Source organism: Streptomyces sp. MGP-P1, from assembly GCF_057766565.1.
On the sequence record NZ_JBYMEM010000007.1, the window covers coordinates 260,553 to 282,554 of the forward strand.

9 protein-coding genes and 2 pseudogenes are annotated in these 22,002 nt (G+C 73.8%); 6 read left to right on the forward strand and 5 right to left on the reverse strand.

Features of this window, described 5'->3' with window-relative positions; translation table 11 throughout:
* The first annotated feature begins 52 nt into the window (after window positions 1-52).
* From AC3CH1_RS22875 to AC3CH1_RS22895, 5 genes are all read left to right on the forward strand, one after another.
* Window positions 53-871 carry a methyltransferase domain-containing protein gene (locus AC3CH1_RS22875; protein WP_488464643.1) on the forward strand — a complete coding sequence of 273 codons (819 nt, stop codon included), beginning with the start codon at window positions 53-55 and terminating at the stop codon, window positions 869-871.
* Window positions 872-882: 11 nt separating this feature from the next.
* A complete protein-coding gene (locus tag AC3CH1_RS22880; protein WP_488464644.1) occupies window positions 883-1,752 on the forward strand; it encodes a TylF/MycF/NovP-related O-methyltransferase in 870 nt (289 codons plus the stop codon).
* A gap of 297 nt (window positions 1,753-2,049) precedes the next feature.
* On the forward strand, window positions 2,050-5,493 hold the full coding sequence (locus AC3CH1_RS22885) for a bifunctional glycosyltransferase/CDP-glycerol:glycerophosphate glycerophosphotransferase (protein ID WP_488464645.1): 3,444 nt from the start codon (window positions 2,050-2,052) through the stop codon (window positions 5,491-5,493).
* Window positions 5,490-8,375 carry a bifunctional glycosyltransferase/CDP-glycerol:glycerophosphate glycerophosphotransferase gene (locus AC3CH1_RS22890; RefSeq protein WP_488464646.1) on the forward strand — a complete coding sequence of 962 codons (2,886 nt, stop codon included), beginning with the start codon at window positions 5,490-5,492 and terminating at the stop codon, window positions 8,373-8,375. Before AC3CH1_RS22885 ends, AC3CH1_RS22890 begins: the two co-directional genes overlap by 4 nt.
* Entirely contained in the window at window positions 8,372-9,514 is a 1,143-nt protein-coding gene (locus tag AC3CH1_RS22895; protein WP_488464647.1) for a glycosyltransferase, read from the forward strand. The genes AC3CH1_RS22890 and AC3CH1_RS22895 overlap by 4 nt, the downstream gene beginning before the upstream one ends.
* 51 nt (window positions 9,515-9,565) lie before the next feature.
* Here AC3CH1_RS22895 and AC3CH1_RS22900 read toward each other — a convergent pair.
* The 5 genes and pseudogenes from AC3CH1_RS22900 to AC3CH1_RS22920 all read right to left on the reverse strand — a co-directional run bounded on the left by AC3CH1_RS22900 (window position 9,566) and on the right by AC3CH1_RS22920 (window position 19,696).
* Window positions 9,566-11,793, reverse strand: a pseudogene (locus tag AC3CH1_RS22900) (bifunctional glycosyltransferase/CDP-glycerol:glycerophosphate glycerophosphotransferase).
* A gap of 189 nt (window positions 11,794-11,982) precedes the next feature.
* Complete coding sequence (locus AC3CH1_RS22905; protein WP_488464648.1) at window positions 11,983-12,873, reverse strand: carbohydrate ABC transporter permease; 891 nt, start codon at window positions 12,871-12,873, stop codon at window positions 11,983-11,985.
* Between the two features lie 99 nt (window positions 12,874-12,972).
* On the reverse strand, window positions 12,973-14,259 hold the full coding sequence (locus tag AC3CH1_RS22910) for a carbohydrate ABC transporter permease (RefSeq protein WP_488466709.1): 1,287 nt from the start codon (window positions 14,257-14,259) through the stop codon (window positions 12,973-12,975).
* Between the two features lie 103 nt (window positions 14,260-14,362).
* Window positions 14,363-15,727 (reverse strand): ABC transporter substrate-binding protein, encoded by a 1,365-nt coding sequence (locus tag AC3CH1_RS22915; RefSeq protein ID WP_488464649.1) that lies wholly within the window; start codon window positions 15,725-15,727, stop codon window positions 14,363-14,365.
* A gap of 259 nt (window positions 15,728-15,986) precedes the next feature.
* Window positions 15,987-19,696 (reverse strand): annotated as a pseudogene (locus AC3CH1_RS22920) (FHA domain-containing protein).
* A 494-nt stretch (window positions 19,697-20,190) separates the two neighbouring features.
* On the opposite strand from AC3CH1_RS22920, the gene AC3CH1_RS22925 reads away from it, so the two are divergent.
* The gene (locus AC3CH1_RS22925) at window positions 20,191-21,873 is read left to right on the forward strand and encodes a serine/threonine-protein kinase (protein ID WP_488464650.1); all 1,683 of its coding nucleotides are present in this window, start codon (window positions 20,191-20,193) and stop codon (window positions 21,871-21,873) included.
* Window positions 21,874-22,002: the final 129 nt, after the last annotated feature.

Consider the following 22,002-nt stretch of genomic DNA (forward strand, 5'->3'; position numbering starts at 1 on the left):
CGCGGTCGTTGTGCCCAACAGCCCGCTCACCCCTCCACGTTGGGAGACGTCCATGCACCGGTCCGCCTACGAGCAGATGGAACTCTGCATCAAGGAGTATCTGCCCGTCGAAGGGCCCGTCGAAGGGCCCGTCGAAGGGCCTGCCGGAGGGCCCGTCGAAGGGTCTCGCGGAGGCGCCGCTTCCCGTACCGGCGTCTACCGCGTCGTCGACCTCGGGTCGCGCGTCTCCGGCAAGCAGACCCGTACCCACCGGGCGCTGCTCGCCGACCACCCCATCGACTACTTCGGGGTCGACGTGCAGGACGGCCCCAACGTCGACGCGGTGATGAAGAAGCCGTACCGCATCCCCGCCCGCTCCAACAGCGCCGATGTCGTGCTGTCCGGGCAGGCGTTCGAGCACATCCCGTTCTTCTGGGCGTCGATGCTGGAGATCGCCCGGATCCTGAAGCCGGGCGGACACGCGTTCATCACCGCCCCCTCGCGCGGCCACGTCCACGACGCGCAGGACTGCTGGCGCTACTACCCCGACGGGTTCCGTGCGCTCGCCGCCCACTCCCGGCTCGAACTGCGCGAGGCCTACACGGACTTCCCGCCGCGGAAGGGCATCTGGCACGACTACCGGGCCATCGACAAGAAGGCCGCCTACTGGGGCGACTCCGTGGGCGTCTTCCGCAAGCCGGCCCGCTACCCACGCCTCACCATGTTCGCCGTACGGGAGCTGGCGGTGTGGTGGGCGAACCGGGTCGGCGGCGTGGACGGCGTCCCGCTGCCCCGGCCGCTGGACGGCCGCGAGGCGTGCGGACGCCCCGGGACCGTGCCCGCGCAGAAGCCCTCACTCGAACAGGACCCGCCCCGATCAATGGCAGGTTGACGAAAGATGACATGCGGCGCAAACCGCGCGTACTGTCCCGGGGCATGGCTTGGCGCAACGCCGTCAACGGCGTCCTTCAGCAGCTCACCGGATACCAGCTCAGGCGCGTCACGGTGCCCGCCGCCCGCACCGGCCCCGCACCGGCTCCGGCCGCCGCACCCGCCCCCGTAACGGCTCCGGAGCCCAAGGCGAAGAAGCCCGCGCCCGGGTTCCCGGCCGACTACGACGACGAGGCGAAGGACATCATCCGCGCGGTCAAGCCGTACTCGATGACCTCGCCCGAGCGGCTCAACGCCTTCATCCTCGCCACCCGCCACATCGCCCGGCACGGCATCCCCGGTGACATCGTCGAGTGCGGCGTCTGGCGCGGCGGTTCCATGCAGGCCTGCGCCCGGACCCTGCTCTCCGTCGGCGAGACCGAGCGCGACCTGTACCTCTTCGACACGTACGAGGGCATGACCCCGCCCACCGCCGAGGATCTGCGGCGCGACGGGCGGTCCGCCCAGGAGCTGCTGGACGCCCAGGGCAAGGACCGGCCGATCTGGGCGGTCGCCTCGCTGGAGGACGTCAAGGCGGGCTTCGACAACGTTCCGTACCCGAAGGAGCGCGTCCACTACGTCCAGGGGCGGGTCGAGGACACCGTCCCCGCGCAGGCCCCCGAGCAGATCGCCATCCTGCGCCTGGACACCGACTGGTACGCCTCCACCAAGCACGAACTGGAGCATCTTTACTCCCGGTTGGTCCCCGGCGGGGTGCTCCTCATCGACGACTACGGCTACTGGCAGGGATCGCGGCAAGCGGTCGACGAATTCCTCGACAAGACCGGCGAGCGGCTTCTGCTGCTGCGGATGGACGAGGGCCGGATCGCCGTGAAGCCCTGACGCGAGCCCTTCACGGCAGCGCCGAGCACCGAGCCCCGTGCCCTTCCGGTACGGGGCTCGAACGTGCTCCCGGCACGCCCCCGGGGTGCGTGACTCCGCCCTCCGGGTCACCCGAACGGGCCCCCTCGGGTGACCCGTCCTTCCGGCGCGGGTTGTACCCCATGGCCCCGACCGGCCCCACGCCCCGAAGTCCCAAGCCCCCGAAGCCCCAAGCCCTCGAAGCCCAACCCCGAAGCCCCAAGCCCCCGACGCTCATTGCCCCCTGATGTCGTCCGCCCGGAAGGATCGTGCGCCGCGATGGCACCCCGTCTCACCGTCGTCGTCCCCCTCTACAACGTCGAGGAGTACCTCGGTGCCTGCCTGTCCTCGCTCGCCGAGCAGACCATGCCGGACCTGGAGGTCGTCCTCGTCGACGACGGCTCCACGGACAACGGCCCGGCCCTCGCGCAGGAGTTCGCGGACCGCGACCCGCGCTTCCGGCTGATCCGGCAGGAGAACGCCGGGCTCGGCGCGGCCCGCAACGCCGGGATCCGCGAGGCCCGGCCCGGCGCGGAGTTCCTGACGTTCGTCGACAGCGACGACGTCGTGCCGCCCGGCGCGTACGCCCGGATGCTCGCCGAACTCGACCGCTCCGGCTCCGACTTCGCCACCGGCAACGTGCTCCGGCTACGGGCCACCGGGGATCTGGAACAGTCCCCGATGTTCCGCAAGCCGATGGAGAAGGCCCGGCGGGCCACCCACGTCACCCGGGACTGGGTCCTGCTGGGCGACCGCATCGCCTGCAACAAGGTCTTCCGGCGCGCCTTCTGGGACGAGCACGCCTTCGCCTTCCCCACCGGGGTGCTGTACGAGGACATCGCCGTCGTCCTGCCCGCCCACTTCCTGGCCCGCTCGGTCGACGTCGTCGAGGAGCCCGTCTACCACTGGCGCGACCGCGACGGCTCGATCACCACCCGGCGGGCCGTGCCCCGGGGCATCCGCGACCGGGTCACCGCCGTCACCACCGTCAGCCGCTTCCTCGCCGCCCGGCCCGACCTGACCGGGGCCAAGCGCCGCTACGACGCCCACGCGCTCTCCGGGGACCTGTGGCTGTTCATCGAGGCGCTCGGGGGCGGCGACGCGGAGTTCCACGAAGCCTTCCTGGAGCACGCGGGCGCGTTCGCCGCCACCGTCGACTCCGAAGTCCTCGCCTCGCTGCCCCTGCACCTGCGGGTCAAGTGGCAGCTCATCCGCGAACGACGGCTGCCCGAACTCCTCGCCCTCCTCGCCGACGAGAAGAAGGACCGGGACGCCTTCCACGTCACCGGGCTACTCCGCCCCCGCGCCCACCACCCCGCCGTCCGCGCCCCCCTGCCGCCCGCCACGACCGCGTTGACCTCCGCCGACCTGCCCGTCCACGCCCACCTCACCGAGGCGGTCTGGCGGGACGGGCTGCTGCACCTGACCGGTCACGCGTACGTACGGAACGCCCCGGGCGGCCCCGTCCGGCTCGGCTGGCTGCGCTCCGGGAAGCGGCTGATCCCCCTGCGGACCCGCCCGGCCCCGGGCGACGAGGCCACCGCCCTCTCCGGTCGCTCCCTCCACCGCTACGACCGCGCCGGCTTCACCGCCGTCGTCGACCCGCGCAGACTCGCCGGGAGAGTGGGCGACGGGCGTACGACGTGGAAGCTGGAGGCCGTCGTCGTCGGTGCCGGCCGGCCGCGCCGGGGCCCCATGCGGCTCGTCTCCACCCCGGCCCCGCCCGCCGTGACGTACACCGACGAGCGGACCCGTATCGTCCCCGTCCTCTCCGGCAACAAGCTGGAGCTGCGCACCGAACGCGTCGCGGCCGTCCTGACCGGGCAGTCGGCGGTCGAGGACGCCGTGCGTCTGGAGGTGAAGATCCTCGGCGACGCCGGGCCGGTCGCCCTCCGGCTCACCGAGTGGCGCACCAAGGAGACGCGGGAGTTCGCCCTGCGCGGCTCGCTCGGCTCCCGGGCGGCGGACATCCCGCTCGGCGCCTTCCGGGGGCAGGACGACATCTGGGGCGTCCAACTCGTCGACGAAGGCGGGTCGTTGACCGTCGCGGCCCGGACCGACGGCCCGGACGGACGCTACGCACTGCCCGACGGCCGTGAGCTGTACGCGGCCCCCAACCCCTCGGGCGACCTCGTGCTCACCGACCGGCCCGTCCAGCCCGTCGTCACCTCCGTCGCCCGGGAGGAGTCGGGCGCCCTCGTCCTCGACGGGGTCTTCCCCGAGCCCACGGGCGCCCTCCGGGAACTCGTCCTGCGCCACAGCGGCCACCGGGAGGAGGTGGTCCTCGGCCTGGAGCGGGGGGACGGCGACGGCTTCCGGGCCGTGATCGCACCCGCCGCCGTCGAGGGACCCGGCGGAACGCTGCCGCTCGCCGAGGGACGCTGGTACCTCTTCCTGCGCGAGCCGGGGGAGCGGGACCCGGAGGCCTACCGGCCGCTCCGCGCTAGCACCCCTCTGCACCCCACGCTGCCCATGCGACAGAGTGCCGGAGGCAGGGACTTCACCCTCCAGCGGCGCCACCACGACCGGCTCGTCCTGGAGTCGGCCCCCGCCCTCTCCGTCGGTGAGCGGGGACCGTACGCGCAGCGAATCCAGCGCGAGCGGTACGCCGGACTGCGCGCCGCCACGGCCGACGAGCTGCGCCCCGCCGTCCTCTACTCCAGCTTCGACGGCCGGCAGTACTCCGACTCGCCCCGCGCCGTCCACCGCGAACTCGCGGCCCGGGGAAGGGACATCGAGCACCTGTGGGTGGTGCGCGACCAGCAGGCGGCCGTGCCCGAAGGCGTCCGCCCCGTCGCCCTGCACAGCGCCGACTGGTACGAGGCACTCGCCCGCAGCCGGTGGATCGTCACCAACACCCACCTGCCCGAGTGGTTCGAGCGGGCCGAGGGCCAGTGCGTCGTCCAGACCTGGCACGGCACGCCGCTCAAACGCATCGGCCGCGACCTCGCGGGCACCCCGCACGCGGATGCCGCGTACATGGCGTCCATGGAACACCGGTCCGCCCAGTGGAGCGTGCTGGTCTCCCCGAACACCTTCTCCACCCCCGTGATGCGCCGCGCCTTCGGCTACTCGGGCGAGGTCCTGGAGTGCGGCTACCCGCGCAACGACCTGCTGTACGCCGACGACCGGGCCAAGGTCGCCGCGGCCGTACGCGAACGGCTCGCGCTCCCCGAGGGGCGTCGCGTGATCCTGTACGCCCCCACCTGGCGCGAGGACCGCCCGCGGCAGGGCGGGCGCCACGGCTTCGATCTCCGACTCGACCTGGAACGGGCCCGGGAGACTCTCGGCGAGGACCATGTCCTGCTGGTCCGCCGCCACTACCTCGTCGGCGGCAGCGTTCCCGACACCGACTTCGTCCGGGACGTCTCCCGCCACCCGGACGTCGCCGAACTGCTGCTGATCAGCGACGTCCTGGTCACCGACTACTCCTCGATCATGTTCGACTTCGCGCAGACCGGCCGCCCGATGCTCTTCCACACCCACGACCTGGCCCACTACCGCGACACCCTGCGCGGCTTCTGCTTCGACTTCGAGCAGCGCACCCCCGGCCCCCTGATCCCCGACTCCGCCGGGATCGTGGCCGCCCTGCGCGACCCGGAAGCCGCGACCGCCGGGCGCCGGGGGGCGTACGAGCGGTTCCGGGAGGCGTTCTGCGACCTCGACGACGGGACCGCCGCCGCCGGCGTCGTCGACCGGATGCTCAAGGGGGAACAGGCATGAGCGACTTCAGCTGTGTGATCACCGGCGGCGGGGACAACGAGGGCCCCGGTGGCGCCGACGCCCTGCGCGCCTCCGTGGAGTCCGTGCTCGGCCAGTCGCTGCGCGGGGCCGAGGCCGTCGTGGTCCTCGCCTCCACCGCCGCCCCGGCCGTCCGGACCGCCGCCCGGGCCCTGGCCGACCGGGCCCCCGGGCGGGTCCGCCTCCTCCACGCCGACCCGGCCGTCCGCACCACCGGAGCCCTGCGCAACGCGGGCCTGGACGCGGCGCGCGGGCGGTACGTCCTGGTCCTCACCGCCGGCGAACGCCTCCAGCTCCACGCCTGCCGCAACCTCTGGCAGGCCGGCGAGAGAAGCCGCGCCGACCTGATCGCCGGCCGCTGGAGCCGGGTCGCGGACGAGAGCGGCAAGGAACGGGAGCCGTCCTGGCAGGGTGGGCTGTACGCAGCCTCCCGCACCCTCGCCCGTTTCACCGACGCCCCCGAACTCGTCGTCAGGGACGCCCTGGTGACCGGGTTCTGTCTGCGCCGCGAGGCCGCCAGGCGGCACGGGCTGCGGTACGAGGAGGACCTGACGCACGGCGAGATCCTCTTCGGCCCGCTCGCCGCCGCGGCGGTCGGCCGGATCGCCCTCGTCCGCCGGCTGATCGTGACCGGCCGGGCCGTTCCCGACCGGGCCCGCGACCTCGCCGCCCTGGTCGAGGCGCACCGCCGCGTCGCCAACACCCTCCTCGCGCGCGGCCTGTCCGAGCTGCGCGAGGAACGGGAGAAGGCGTTCGCCCGCGACCATCTGGTGCCGCTCGCCCGGTCCTTCCCCCACCTGCCCGCCGCCCGCCGCGACCGGGTCGCCGCGGCCGCCGCCCGTGCGCTGACCGGCTCCTTCCGGGACGGCCCGCCGGACCTGCCGCCGCTGGAGGCGGTCGCCGTGCGCCTGCTGGCCCGGGGCGACGCCGAAGGGGTCCTCGCCGCGGCGTACGCGCTGAGCAGGCCCGCCACCGTGTGCGCGCCGCTGACGACGGGCGCGGACGGCCGGGTGACCTGGGGCGGCGGCCAGGAAGAGCCCGGCGTCGACGTCACCGAACTCGGCCACCAATACCGTACGTTCGGCGGCGCGCGGCTGATGAACCGGCTCACCCGCGCCACCGCCGACCGGGGCCGCCTGCTGCTGGAGGGCCGCCTCGTGCTGCCCGGCCACGGAGACCCGGCCCCCGACGCCCCTCTCACCGCGACCCTGGAGTTCCGGGCCCGGGGCGGGGCGCGCGCCGTCGCGTTCCCGGTCGAGGAGATCCGGCACGACGGCAACGGGATCAGCTGGCGCGCGCGGGCCGACGTCGCGCGCCGCCTGCGCCCCGTCGGCGTCCGGGACACGGCGTGGGACGCGCGGCTGACCGTGACCGCGGGGGGCCCCGACGGGCCCCGTTCCGTCAGCGATCTGTTCGCCCCGCAGGACCAGGTGGAAGGGGCCGTCCGGTTCCCCGCCAGGCCCCGGCTCGGACCGCTCGCCGGGGACACCTGGGAGCCCTACATCACGCTGAAGGACCACTTCGCGCTCCGGCTGACCGCCCGCCGCCGCCCGGCCCGCACCACCCACCGCCTGGTCCGCTACGCCACCCGCTTCCGGCCCGCCCGCAAGGCGAAGCTCCTCGTCCGGTCCCTGCGGGGACGCCTGGACCGCTACCGCTCCCGGGGCTTCAAGGTCCCCGTCTACAACACCTGGCTCACCCGGCTCCCCGTGCGCCGGGGCTCCGTCGTCCTCGAGAGCCACATGGGCACCTGCTACGGCGACAGCCCGCGCGCCCTCTACGAGGAGATCCGCCGCCAGGGCCTGAAACTCCGTACCACCTGGTCCTACGACCCCTCCCCGGCCGGCTTCCCGGACGACGCCCGCCTCGTACGCCGCTGGTCCTGGCGCTACCTGTGGGCGCTGGCCCGCGCCGAGTACTGGGTCGACAACCAGGGCTTCCCGCAGCAGCTGCGCAAGCCCCGGCACACCACGTACCTCCAGACCTGGCACGGCTCCGCGTACAAGCGGATGGGCTTCGACGAGACCCGCGTACGGCTCCAGAACGCCCCCCAGCGCGAACGGCTCCAACAGGCTGTGGACCGCTTCGACCACTTCCTCGTCCGCTCCGAGCACGACGTGAACACCCTCGCCCGCGCCTACCGGCTGCCCGAGGAACGGCTCCTGCGCACCGGCTACCCGCGCAACGACGTCCTGGTCGCGGAGCGCGACCGGGCCGAGACCGAGGGACGGCTGCCGCGCCCGCCGCTGGCCGGAGCGCTCGGGCTGGACGACCACAAGAAGACCGTGCTGTACGCCCCCACGTTCCGTGGCGGCCCCGGGAAACAGCGCAGGGCCCGACTCCTGCTGGACGTAAGGGAGTTCGCGGAGCGGTTCGGCGACACCCACACCCTGCTCGTACGGGCCCACTACCTGGAGTCCGCCCGGCTGCCGCTCTGCCCGCCCGGCACCGTCGTCGACGTCTCGCGCCACCACGACGTCCGAGAACTCCTGACCCTCACCGACGTGTTGATCACCGACTACTCCTCCATCATGTTCGACTTCGCTCTCCTCGACCGGCCCGTCGTGCTGTTCGCTCCCGACCTGGAGGCGTACACGGCCGAGCGCGGCAGCTACTTCGACCTGCGGGAGAAGGCCCCCGGGCCGGTGACCGAGACGCAGGAGGAGCTGTTCGCGACCCTCGCGGAACTGAAGAGGGCCGACACCCGGTACGCCGACCGACGGCGGGACTTCACACGGCAGTTCGGGACCTACGACCGCGGCGACGCCGCCCGCAGGACCGTCGCCGCCGTCTTCGCCCCCGGCTCCTCCCGGGGCGCCCGTCACACCATAGACCTCGACCACGACCGGGGGGCCGGCCGATGAGCCGCGACGTCTTCATCGTCTCCAACAGCACCGACGAACTCGGCGGTGTCACCGGCTGGACGCACCAGACCGCCCGCCTCCTCGCCGGCCAGGGGCACCGGGTCCACGCCATCGGCATCCACGCCTCCGACCTCAAGATGGCGCTGCCCGCCGAGCCCGACCACCCCGTCACCGCCCTCTACCCCGCCCACCCCCCGACCCCCTGGACGCCCCACGGCATCCGCGACCGCTTCCGCCTCCCCACCCGGCGCAAGGAGGCGGCCCGGGTCGCCGCCAAGAAGCAGGCGGTGGCCCGGCTCTCGGAGATCTTCGCGACCGCCCGCCCCGGCGCGGTCGTCATCGTCACCCAGGTCTGGGCGATGGAATGGGTCAAAGAGGCCGACACCACCGGGGTGCGGGTCATCGGGATGAGCCACGAGTCCTACGGCTACTCCCGCGCGAGCCACCGCTACCGCTGGATCAAGAACCACTACAAGGACCTCGACCACTGGCTCGTCCTCACCGAGGAGGACGCCGACCAGTGGGCCGGGGACGGCATGAACAACGTCGGCTTCCTGCCCAACGCCCTCTCCCGCCTCCCCGCCGTGCCGTCCCCGCGCACCGCGCGGACCGTCGCCAGCATCGGCCGGCTCAGCGACCAGAAGGGCATCGACCTGCTCCTGGACACCTGGGCCCTGGTCGCCCCCGCCCGCCCCGACTGGCGGCTGCGGGTCTACGGGGCCGGCGAGGACGAGGCCGCGCTGAAGGCGCAGTGCACGAGCCTCGGCCTCGACGACTGCGTGGAGTGGATGGGCCGCACCGACGACGTGGAGCGGGCCCTCGCCGAGGCCTCCGTCTTCGTCCAGTCCTCCCGGGGCGAGGGCTTCCCGCTGGCCCTGCTGGAGGCGATGGCGAGCGGGGTGCCCTGCGCCGCCTTCGACTGCGCGCCCGGGGTGCGGGAGATCGTCCGCGACGGCGAGGACGGGCTCCTGGCCCCCGCCGGTGACGTCGCCGCCCTCGCCGACCGGCTGCTGCGGCTCACCGGCAACCCACGGCTGCGCGACGCGATGGGGGCGCGGGCCCGGTCCGGCGTCCAGCGGTTCTCCGAGCCGGAGACCCTGCGCCGCTGGGAGGAGCTGTTCGCGTTCCTCGAACGCTGAACGCGCGCGCGGGGCACGTGCGGAGCACGCTGTGGGCGCGGCGGGGCCGGGTCAGCCCTTGAGGTTCGCCCCGGCCCCGTCCTGCGCCGGAAGGGCCGCACGCGTCCGGCGCGCGGCGTACGGCACCGGCCGTGGCAGCCCGCCCGTCTCCCCGAGGAAGACCCGCCGCACCACCCGCTCGGCGGCGTACCCGTCGTCGTACGGACAGAACCGGGCCCGGAACGCGGCCCGCAACTGCGCCGAGCGGGAACCCCGCCAGTGGTCCGTGGCGAAGATGTCGAACAGCTCGTCCTGGCCTCGGGCCACGATGCCGGGCGGGAACGCCGTGATGTCGAAGTACGTGCCCCGCGCCGCCTCGCACGCCTCGATGTCGGGCAGGTGCAGCACCACCGGACGGTCCAGGTTGACGTAGTCGAACATCAGCGACGCGTAGTCCGTGATCAGCGCGTCCGACGCGAGCGCCAGGGTCTCCACGGACCGGTGCCCATGGACATCGATGATCCGGGGATGCGGCGCCCGGTGGCCGCCGGGGCCCGCGGGGTGCGGCGCCCGGGCCAGGACCACGAACTGCGGGCCCAGGACCCGGACCAGCCGCTCCAGGTCCAGGGCGGCCCGCTGGACCCGCCGGTAGTCGCGGTGCGTCGGGGCGTACAGCAGGGCCGTGCTGCCCGCCGGGATCCCCAGCGTCTCGCGCAGCCGCGCCACGTCGGCCGGACCGGTGCGGTGGTACACGTCGTTGCGCGGCGAGCCGTACTCCAGCGTCGTGTACGCGGACGGATAGGCCCTCTCCCGTACGAGGGTGGAGTGCGGGTTCGCCGAGAGGGAGAAGTCCCAGGTGTCCACGGAACGCAGCAGCCGCTCGAAGTCGGTGCCCCGGGCGGCGGCGGGCCGGTCCAGCAGATCGGTGCCCACGGTCCGCAGCGGCGTGCCCTCGTGCGTCTGGAGCAGGACCTGGCCCCGGCGCTTGACCAGCCCCCGGTCGAAGAGGGAGTCGTTCACCAGGTACGCGGAGCGGGCCAGCGCCGTCCAGTGGGCGAAGGTGCCGGGCGCGAGGTGCCGGGTGCCGGTCGGCACGGTGTGGGCGTCGACGGGCCGGCAGATCCAGGCCGTCCGCACCCCCGGGACCAGCTCGCGGACCTTCGCCTCGATCGCCGCCGGGCTGCCCGTGTACCCGCCGCCGCCCCGGACGGCGAACACCGCGTCCCGGGAGCGCAGCGGCAGCCGCGACTGGATCCGGTAGTGCGCCCGCAGCGCCGCGCCCCGCACCGCCCGGCGTCCGGCCGCCACCCCCCGGCGCAGCCGGCCGCCCAGGCGCTGGGCCCCCGCCAGCGCTTGATAGGTGCGCCGCGCGCCGAGCCGCAACAGGCCGTGCCGCAGCAGCGCGCGACGGGGCACCGGGCGCCGGGGGTGCGGTAGCGGCGGCAGGACGCGGCCGCCCGGCGGAAGAACGCGGCGCGGCGGTGGAGCGGCAGCCGGTCCCGGGAGGCGAACAGCGCCGAGAAGTGGTCCAGCATCCGGCGGAACATCACCGGCCGCCACAGGCCGAGTTCGGGGCGCGCGTCGATGAACGCGAACACCCGGTCGTACTGGTCGAAGACATCGAAGTGCTTCTCGCTGGTGGTGGAGAGGATGTTGCCGCGCCGCCGCTGCCGGTAGGAGACGCAGACCGCGTCCAGCACCGCGATCGACCCGGCCGACATCAGCACCGGGTAGGTCCAGGGGGTGTCCTCGTAATAGCCGGGCGGGAAGGTGAACCCCTCGGCCTCGATGAACGCGCGGCGGTACGCCTTGTTCCAGACGACCATGAGGAGCTGCAGCAACTCGGGGCGGTCGGTCAGCCGGAAGCGGTCGGGCCCGCCCTCGTAGAGATGGGCGGCCAGGACGTTGCGCACACTGCGGCCCGTCCAGTACGTGCGGGCGTAGTCGTACATCAGGACGTCGGGCTCGCCGGTCGCGTCGATCCGGTCGGCGATGGTCTGGAGCGCGTCCGGCACCAGGGTGTCGTCACCGTCGAGGAAGACCAGATAGTCACCGGACGCCCGGCCCATCCCGGCGTTGCGGGCCGGTCCCAGGCCGGTGTTGCGGGGGAGGTGCAGTGCGGTGACACGGGGGTCCCGGCGGGCGTACTCGTCGGCGATCGGCCCACAGGCGTCGGGGGAGCAGTCGTCGACCACGATGACCTCGTAGTCCTTGAAGGACTGGGCCAGCACCGAATCCAGACACGCGTGCAGATACGCCTGGACCCGGAATGCGGGCACGATGACGGAGAACCGGGGCACTACACATCCATGGGTCGATCGTTCGCGGGAACCAGGCAGACCGCAAACGTCGGATGGAATGACAGGGTTACGCCGGACGCGGCAATCGGGGGACGGAGACGGCGAAGCGGCCCGGTTCCGGGGAACCGAGCCGCTTCGGGTTGACGTACAGCCGTACGCCTTCGGCGCCGTACGGCCCTGTGGCCAGGGCTACTTGACGGCGCCCGCCATCACACCGGACACGAACTGCCGTTGGAAGGCGAAGAACACCGCCAGCGGGATCACCATCGACACGAACGCGCCGGGCGCCAGCACGTCGATGTTGTTGCCGAACTGGCGTACCTGCTGCTGGAGCGCCACGGTGATCGGCGGCGACTCGGAGTCCGCGAAGATCAGCGCGACCAGCATGTCGTTCCACACCCACAGGAACTGGAAGATCCCGAGCGAGGCGATCGCCGGACCGCCCAGCGGCATCACGACCCGGGTGAACAGCCGGATCTCGCCCGCCCCGTCGAGCCGGGCGGCCTCCAGCAGCTCACGGGGGATCTCCGCGAAGAAGTTCCGCAGCAGGAAGATCGCGAACGGCAGGCCGAAGGCCGTGTGGAACAGCACCACCCCGAGCGTCGTCTCGAAGATCCCGATGGTGCCGAACAGCTCGGAGACCGGGATCAACGCGACCTGTACCGGCACCACCAGCAACCCGACGACCAGCAGGAACCACCAGTCGCGGCCGGGGAACTCCATCCACGCGAAGGCGTATCCGGCCAGCGAGCCGATCACCACCACCAGCACCGTGGAGGGCACGGTGATCATGATGGTGCTGAGGAGCGAGCCGGTGATCGTCGAATTGTCCAGCAGACGCTGGTAGTTGTCGAAGGTCATCTCCGACGGGGCGGTGAAGACCTTCCACCAGCCGGTCGCCGCGATGTCCTGCGGCCCGCGCAGCGAGGACAGCAGCAGACCGATCGTGGGCATCAGCCAGAACAGGGCGACCAGGATCAGGAAGACCCGCATCACCCCGCCGCCGGCGCGGGCGGCGATCCGGGCGCCGAGGGACTGCTTGGCCTGCTGCGCCCTGCGAGATGCGTCGTTCGCGCTCATCGGCGCCCCTCCTTCCGGATCCGGCGGACATTGCTGTGTTCTCCCGGGGGGCGACCCCCGGACCCCGGCCGGGAGGCGGCACGGGGCAAACATCGCCTGTCATCGGCGCCCCTCCTTCCGGATCCGGCGGACATTGAAGAGCATCACCGGGATCACCAGCAGCAGCAGGAGCACCGCGATCGCGCTCCCGATCCCCAGGTCCGCGTCCGTGCCGAACGAGGACCTGTACAGCTGGAGCGCCAGCACGTTCGCGTCGTCCTGCGCGGAGCCCGGCGCGATGATGAACACCAGGTCGAAGACCTTCAGCACGTTGATCATCAGCGTCACCAGGACCACCGCCAGCACCGGCGCCAGCATCGGCACCGTGATCCGGCGGAACACCTGCCACTCGTTGGCGCCGTCCACGCGGGCCGCCTCCAGGAGCTCACGCGGCAGACCGGCCAGGCCCGCCGCGATCAGCACCATCGCGAACCCGGCCCACATCCATACGTAGCTGCCGATGATCCCGGGCGTCACGAGGGACGGTCCGAGCCAGTCGACGCCGTTGTACGGCTCGCGGAAGTTGTCGGCTGGCAGGCGCAGTTGGGCCCCGTCCGCCGAGGCGGGCAGGGTGAACACGCCGTCCGCTCCGGCCGTGGCGGTGGCGACGACCTTTCCGTCCTTCACCGCCTCGACCTTCAGGCCCTTCAGGCCCAGCTCCTTCGGGTCGACGACATTCGGCTTCCCGCCGCCGCCCCGGGTGAAGTCCAGCCAGGCGGTCCCGGAGATCTTGTCCCCGGAGGCCGCAGGGGCGCCCTCCGCCGGCCGAGCGTCGCCCGGCATCCTCGCCGGAGCCACGCCGATCAGCGGCACCCGCAGCGGCTGGCCCGCCCGGATCGGTTCCTTGGACAGAAACGCCCCGCCGTCGCCCTTCTCCAGCGGGTGCACGGGCAGCGGGCGCGCCTTCGGGAAGACGGAGGACTGGTTGAACGTGTCGTGCACGCCCACCGCCACCGCGTTGGCCACACCCCGCTCGGGAGCCTGGTCGTACACCAGCCGGAAGATGATGCCCGCCGCCAGCATCGAGATCGCCATCGGCATGAAGACGATCAGCTTGAACGCGGTGCCCCAGCGGATCCGCTCGGTCAGCACCGCGAAGATCAGCCCGAGCGCGGTGGCGACCGTCGGGGCGAAGACCACCCAGATCGCGTTGTTCTTCACCGCCGTGACGATGGTGGCGTCGGTGAACAGCGCCTTGTAGTTGTCGATCCCGGCGAAGCCCGTACCGGCCTGGTCGAAGAACGACCGGTAGACCGAATATCCGATCGGATAGAGCACCAGGGCGCCGAGCAGCACCAGCGCGGGCAGCAGGAACGCCGCCGCGATGACCCTGCGGGTGCCGGTCACGCTCCGGCGGGACCTCTTCGGATCCGGGGGCGGGGACGGACGGGGATGCGTGTCGTCGGCGGGGGCGCCGACCCGGCGCCCCGCGGTCGTTGTGGTCACGGCATCAGCTCTTGTACGCCTTGGCCGCTTCGGACTCCAGCTGTTTCTGGGTCCCCGCGATGTCCTTCGGGTTCTTCAGGAAGTCCTGGAGGATCTTCCACTCGCCCTTCCCGGGCGTCCCGCCGAACGACTGCGGGGCCTGGTCGGACATGTCGAACCGGACGTCGTCACCGGCGTCGATCAGCGCCTGGGCCATCGTGCGCTGCACGTCGTTCGGGTACGCCTTCAGGTCCAGGCTCTTGTTCGGGGAGATGAACCCGCCCGCCTCGGCCCAGATCTTCGCCGCGTCGGAGGACGCCAGCCAGGTCAGCAGCGCCTGGGCGCCCTTGGTGTCCTTCAGCGCCACCGCCGCGTCGCCGCCGGTCACCACGGGGGAGTCCGCGCCGACCGCCGGGAACGGGAAGACCTTGGCGTCCGTGCCGATCTTCGCCTCGGTCTGCGCGATGTTGATGGAGACGAAGTCGCCCTCGAAGACCATCGCGCCCTTGGGCTGGTCGCCCCCGGTGAACGTCTGGGTCACCGAGGCCGGGAACTCCGTCTGGAGCGCCCCGTCCGCGCCGCCCGCGATCAGCTCCGGCTTCCCGAACAGCGCGGCCAGCGTGGTCAGCGCGTCCTTGACGGACGGGTCGGTCCACGGGATCTCGTGCTTCGCCAACTGGTCGTACTTCTCCGGCCCCGCCTGGGAGAGGTAGACGTTCTCGAACCAGTCCGTCAGGGTCCAGCCGTCCGCGCCGCCCACCGAGACCGGCGTGACGCCCGAGGCGGAAATGGTCTCCGCGGTCGTCAGGAAGTCCTTCCAGGTCTTCGGCTCGCTCGCCCCCGCGTTGTCGAACGCGGCGGCGTTGTACCAGATCAGGGACTTGTTGGCGGCCTTGAAGTACACGCCGTACTGGGTGCCGTCCACCGCGCCGAGGTCCTGCCAGACCTTCGCGTAGTTCTGGCCGAGCTGGGCCCGCGCCTCGGGGCCGACCGGTTTGGCCCACTTCTTCGCGGCCGCCTGCTGGATCGCGCCGACCTGCGGGATCATCGCCACGTCCGGCGGCTGCTTGCCCGCGATCTTGGTGCCCAGGAAGTTGATGATCGGGTCCTGCGCCGGGACGAAGGTCACGCTCGCGCCCGTACGCTTCTCGAACTCGTCCAGCACCTTGGTGAAGTTCTCCTGCTCCGGTCCGGTCCAGACCGCGGCGACGGAGATGTCCTCCCCGTCCAGCTTCGGCAGGTTCACCGTGGACGCGCTGTCCGTGCCCTTGCCGGAGCCGTCGTCCGTCTTCTTCTTGCCGTCACCGTCGCCTCCGCAGCCGGTGAGCGCCAGAGCGCCCGCCGCCGCGAACACGACCGCGGCCCTGCGTATCGAGAAGGTTGTGCGCATTCCTGCCCCGTCTCTTCTGTACGGGTCCGGCCATGTCCGCATGCCCGGACCACGTCGTCCGTGCGCACAGTCCTACGCCGGGCGACCGGGCCCCGCAATACCACCCCGGGCCCCAACAGGCCGATCGTGATCGCCTCGTGACGTCATGTCAGGGCATGTCGGAAGCCTGCCGGGGCAGGGGAAGGAGCGCGTCGAAACGGCGGCCGTCGAGGGTACGGGGGCGGGGTGGGCTGCGAGGACGGCCGCGTCGGTGGTCGCGTCAGGCCGGGAACGGCACCAGCGCCGGCAGCCGCTCCGCGTTCACCGAACGGGCCGCGCGCTCCAACGCGCTGGCGAGCAGGGCCAGGTCGGTCGGCCCGTTGCCCAGCTCCCGGACCGGGCGCCGGGTCGGCGGATCGCCCATCCGCTCCCACTCCAGCGGGACGACGGTGGGCCGCAGCGTCGCCGTACGCGGGATGCGACCGGTGACCCGGCCCCCCTGGAACGGCGTCACCCGGCCGTCCGGATGCCCCAGCCGGCCCCGGCCGGGGCCGGCTCGTCCGGGGAAGGCGGCAGCACCGGGGCGTCCAGCACGATGCGCAGCCGGGCGCCCCGGGCCAGCTCGGTGTCCTCGGTGCGGTCCGGGCGCGCGGAGGTGGCGACCAGGTGCACCCCGAGCCGCCCGCCGTCCCGGGCCACGGCCTCCAGCGCCCGCACCACCGAACCGGCGGCCGGCCTGCCGGGACTGCCGAGCGACGGGGCGACCAGCGCGTCGAAGTCGTCGGCGAGGACGACGAGACGGGGCAGCGGCGACGGGCCGGGATCCCCGGACCGGGCGGCGGGGCGCAACCGCAGGGTGCCGCTGGCCGGGGAGTCCAGATCGCCCCGCCGCTCGGCGCCGCTCGCCGGACGCTGGCCCACGATGCGCGGCAGGCCCTCCTGCCGGGCGTGCCGCGCGTGCCAGGCGGCGAAGTCCAGGTCGCCGAGCAACTCGGCGCGCCGCTTCAGCTCGCCGCCCAGGGCCTGCGCGAACTCCCGCATCCGGACCGGGTCGCATGCCACGAGGTGGGTGAACACATGCGGCAGCTCCGTACAGGGGAGCAGCCCTTCGCAGCGCTCCCCCCGCTCGCCGCCGGAGCCGTCGACGAGCAGGATGCCGAGCCGGTCGGGCCGGGCGGCGGAGGCCAGCGAGGCCGCGATCGCCCGGAGCAACTCGGTGCGGCCGCTGCCCGGGGGCCCCTCGATCAGCAGATGCGGCCCCTCGTCGGCGAGATCGACGCTGAGGGGCCCCCGGGGGCCCGCCCCGAGCACGAGGACCGGCCGGCCGGTGAGGGCGGCGGGCCGGGGCGCGCCCCCGTCGCCCCGTTCCTCGGAGCCCTGCCCCGGCCCGGAGCGTCGGCCGCCGAGATAGGACGTGCGCTCCGAGTCCCGTGAATCCAGCGGCGGATACGGGGTGCGCCCGGAGTCCCGTGGATCCAGCGGCGGATACGGCGTACCGCCGGAGTCGCGGGCGTCCAGCGGTGGGTACGGGGTGCGGTCAGGGTCGGGGGCGCCCGCGGCCGGGTACGGCGCCCGGCCGGAGTCGCGGTGGGGGGAGGCGGCGGCGGTGCGTTGCGGGCCGACGCGCGGGCCCGTGCTGAGGGTGCGCCCCGAGTTGGGGCTGTCCAGCTCCTGGCGGGGCGCCCGGGCCGCCGCGCCCCGGGGCGTCGAGGCGCCGGGCTGGGCCTCCGCCGTGGACGCCCAGCGGGCCATCAGCGAGGCCGGCGTCGCCCGGGCCAGGCCCAGCTCGTCCAGCAGCCGGGCGGACGGCGGCAGCGCCGCGGTCGTCGGACGGCCGGCCAGTGCGGCCGAGCCCTCCTCACGCAGGGGCGCGAGCGCCCGCCCGAACCGCTCGGCCCAGGCCGCCGACACCGCGTCCACCGCGGCCACCGTCCCGTGCCCCGCGGCCTGCCCGCCCGCCGTGCGCAACAGGCGCAACGCCGTGGCGACGTCCCCGCTGAGCATCGCGACCGCCCCGCACTCCCGGAAGGCGATGGACGCCCGGCACGCGGCCTCGTACGTCGCGGACACCGGGGAGGTGGGGGAGGCGGCCGGGGTCTCGGCCAGGCAGATCAGGTGGATCCCGGCCGCCGCGCCCGCCCCGGCCAGCCGTGCCGTGGTCTCGCGCAGCACCGCCGTGCCGGGGTCGCCGTCCAGGAGGACCACCGTGTGCGGACCCGTGTGGGCGCGGGCTGCCTCGGCCACCGAGGCCCGGTCCAGATGCGGCCAGCCGGGACCGAGAGGGCCCTCGTCGAGGCGGCGCACCAGCTCGGCCGTACGGGCGGCCGCCTGCTCACGGTCGTACGCGAGGAGCAGCCGGCAGTCCTGCCCGTGCGTCGGCCGCAGATGCGGCAGCCACCCCAGCCAGGACCACTCGCGCCGCCGCTCCTCCAGCGGGCGGGCGCGGTCCGTGCTGATGAGGACGATCTCCAGGTCGAACGGGGAGTGCAGCGCGGCGAGCTGCGCCACCGTCGCGCGGGCGAGACCCGCCAGCCGGCCGCGCGGACCGGCGAGCCCCAGCGAACCGGCCTCCCGCAGCCCCACGGTCACCGGCACGGCGGGCACGTCGGCCCGGTCGGTCGTGCCGAGCCGCACCACCAGCGCCTCCGGGTGCTCCGGGTGGCGCTCCCAGAGCCGGGGCCCGGGGCCGAGCGCGGTCATCAGCACGGCCGCCGGATCCGGCCAGGTGCCCTCGGGGGCGGTGGGCAGCGCGGAGAAGGGGGAGCCGGGGGAGACAGGGGAGGCGAGGTGCCCGGCCCCCGACGGGCCGCCGGGCCGATCGTGGGAGCCGCCCGGGAAGTCGTGGGGTTCCGCCGCGGCGCCGTACGCGCCGGGTCCGGGCGCCGATGATCCGTACGTCGTCGGGCCACCCGGGCCGTCGGGGGCGCGGGAGGCGCCGTACGGGTCGCGCCGGACGCCCGCCCCGGTCTCCGGGTCCGCCGCCTGCTCGACCCTCGCGCCGCCCTTGAGCCGCCTCGCCCATGCTCCTATGCCGCGCCGGGGAGCCGGGGCGTCGGCGAACTCCTCGCCACGGGCCGGGGCATCCTGCCCCGGGTACGCGCCCGGCTCGGCCTCGGCGTGCTCGGGCCAGGAGTCCGCTTCGAGGGAGGAGCCCTGGGCTCCGGAGCCGCCGTGGGGCCCTTCGGGCGCCGGTGAACCGGCGGGAGCGGGGGAACCGATGGGACCGGGGAAAGGGGAGGCCGGTGCGCCGTAACCGTGGCCGTGGCCCGGGCCGCCGTGGTCGGGGGTGTGCCCGGAGAGCGGCGCGCCGATGCCGTGGCCCGGGGTGGGAGAGCCCGTCTCGGCGCGGGCCACCCGCAGGTGCCCCTCGCCGTCCGGGGCGGTCGGCAACGTCGCCGGACGGGAGCCCGCCGTGAGGCGGAGGGCGGACTCGCCGAGCCGCAGCAGCGCGCCGGGGGCGAGGCGGACCGGCCGCTCACGCACCTCGACGCCGTCCAGCGAGGTGCCGTTCGTCGAACCGAGGTCGGCGACCGAGACCCGGCCGTCGTCGGAGACCGTCACCGCGCAGTGCAGCCGGGAGACGTCCGGGTCGTCGAGGGGGACGTCCGCGTCCGCGGAGCGGCCGATCCGGATCTGCCCGCCGTGCAGCAGGTGGACGCCGCCCGCGTCAGGGCCCGCCACCACATGGAGCTGGGCCGGAACGGGGTCGTCGGTCGCCTCGTCGTCACCGGGGACCTGGAGCGAGAGGACCGCTCCGTCCACCAGGGGCGGTTCGCCCAGCGCGACGCGGTGGCCGTCGAGCCGCTCCCGTCCGGCGAAGAACACGATCGCTCCGCCGCCCTGGGAGCTCTCGGGCCCCGCCACGGCGGAGGCCAGCTGGGAGGCGACGGCGGCCAGCGCCGTCCCGGCGGGAGCGGTGACGAGCACGTCGCAGGTGCGCGCCGGGGTCTGGCCGCTGCGCGGCGCGAGGACGGTCAGCCGGATCTGCATCGCCGTCAGCGGTCCCTTCTGCGCGGGGGTGCCCGGCAGGGGAAACGCCCTGTGATTCCCCCCACCCGGCACGGACACGTCGTCCGTACAGGTCGTCACGCACCGCGAGACTCCGACCTCGCAGATCCGTGCTGGAGGCATCCTCGCACCTGCCACTGACAACACGCCCGGCGGTCACCTTTAAATGATCTTGAATGGTCGGCTGTGGGCGCAAAAGTGCCTGCTTGCGTCCGGATCCCGCCGCTCGGACGGATTTCCCGGTGGCCGCCCGCCGGGTGCCGGACGGAAATCCGCTCCTGTGCCCGAACGTCTGACCGGCCTGTGATCAGCCGTGCGGCAACCTTCCGCCCGGTCCGCGCGTCTTCCCCCGAAACATGAGCCCCCGGTGCCCCGTTCGGCGGCACTACAGTGGGCCGGAACATTCGGGCGGGCCCAAGGAGCGAACAAGACCCCTGGGGGACCGCAAGCACCACGATCAGCAGGGAGCGCATGACGTGCGGCCCGTAGGCAGCAAGTACCTGCTCGAGGAGCCGCTCGGACGCGGCGCCACGGGCACCGTCTGGCGAGCCCGCCAGCGGGAGACCGCGGGCGCCGAGGCAGCCGTCGCGGGTCAGCCCGGCGAGACCGTGGCCATCAAGGTCCTCAAGGAGGAGCTGGCCAACGACGCCGACGTCGTGATGCGGTTCCTGCGGGAGCGCTCCGTCCTGCTGCGGCTCACGCACCCCAACATCGTGCGCACCCGGGACCTCGTCGTCGAGGGCGATCTCCTCGCCCTGGTGATGGACCTGATCGACGGCCCCGACCTGCACCGCTACCTCCGCGAGAACGGCCCGCTCACCCCGGTCGCCGCTTCCCTGCTCACCGCGCAGATCGCGGACGCGCTGGCCGCCAGCCACGCCGACGGCGTCGTCCACCGCGACCTCAAGCCGGCCAACGTGCTGGTCGACGAGCGCGACGGCCAGATGCACCCGATGCTCACCGACTTCGGCATCGCGCGCCTGGCCGACTCCCCGGGCCTGACCCGGACCCACGAGTTCGTCGGCACACCCGCCTACGTGGCGCCGGAGTCCGCCGAAGGCCGCCCGCAGACCTCCGCCGTCGACATCTACGGCGCGGGCATCCTGCTGTACGAGCTGGTCACCGGCCGCCCGCCGTTCGCCGGGGGCACCGCCCTCGAAGTCCTGCACCGGCACCTCAGCGAGGAGCCCCGCCGCCCCTCCAACGTCCCGGCCCCGCTGTGGACGGTCATAGAGCGCTGCCTGAGCAAGGACCCGGACCGGCGGCCCAGCGCCGAGAACCTGGCCCGCGGTCTGCGTACGGTCGCCGCGGGCGTCGGCGTCCACGCGAACTCCGCCCAGATCGCCGCCGCCGACGGGGTGGGCGCCCTGCTCGCCCCCGACCCGGCGCCCACCGCGGTCCCGGAAACCCCGGGCGCCGCCGACCCCACGCAGGTGCTGCCGAGCAACGCGGGCTCCTACGACCCCGCCGCGCCCACCAGCGTCTTCCAGCAGACCGGCGGCCCGGGCCCCGGCGGCGGCGACGCCGACCCGACGTCCGTCATGCCGCCCGTGCCGCAGCGCCCCGACGGGCCGCCGCAGCCGGACGGGCCGCACCCCTGGCAGTCGCAGCTCCAGGCGGCCCGCGACCGCAACGAGCAGACCCAGGTCCAGTACCTCGACCCGAGCCAGGACCCGCTGCGCCGCCGCCCCCAGCGCCAGCAGCCGCCGCAGCAGCCCCAGCAGCAGCCGCCCCAGCGCCGCCAGCAGCCGCCGCAGCACCAGCAGTACCCGCCACAACACCAGCAGCAGCAACAACACCACCAGCAGCATCAGCCGCAGCGCTACCAGCCGCCGCAGCCGCCCCAGCGGCAGCAGTACGCGCCTCCGCAGCCGCAGCAGCCCCAGCAGCCGGCCCCGCGACCGCCGCGCGAGCCGCGTCCGCCGAGGCAGCGCGGCGCCAACCCGATGCGCATCCCCGGACTCGGCTGTCTCAAGGGCTGCCTGTTCACCGTGGTGCTCCTGATCGTCGCCGGCTGGCTCATTTGGGAGCTGACCCCGCTCCAGGACTGGGTCGCCCAGGGCAAGGGCTACTGGGAGGCGATCGGCGACGCGATCGGCACGGTCACCGACTGGATCTCCAAGGTCGGCGACAGCGCGGGCAGTTCGGGCGGGGCCTGAACCGAAACCGTTGGATGTCGCCCGACGCGTAAGGGCCGGGCGACATCCGATGTGCAACGGTCGAGCGGCCCTCGACGCGTAACGGTCGGGCGGCCCCTGACGCGTAACGGTTCGGTGAAGCCCGACCCG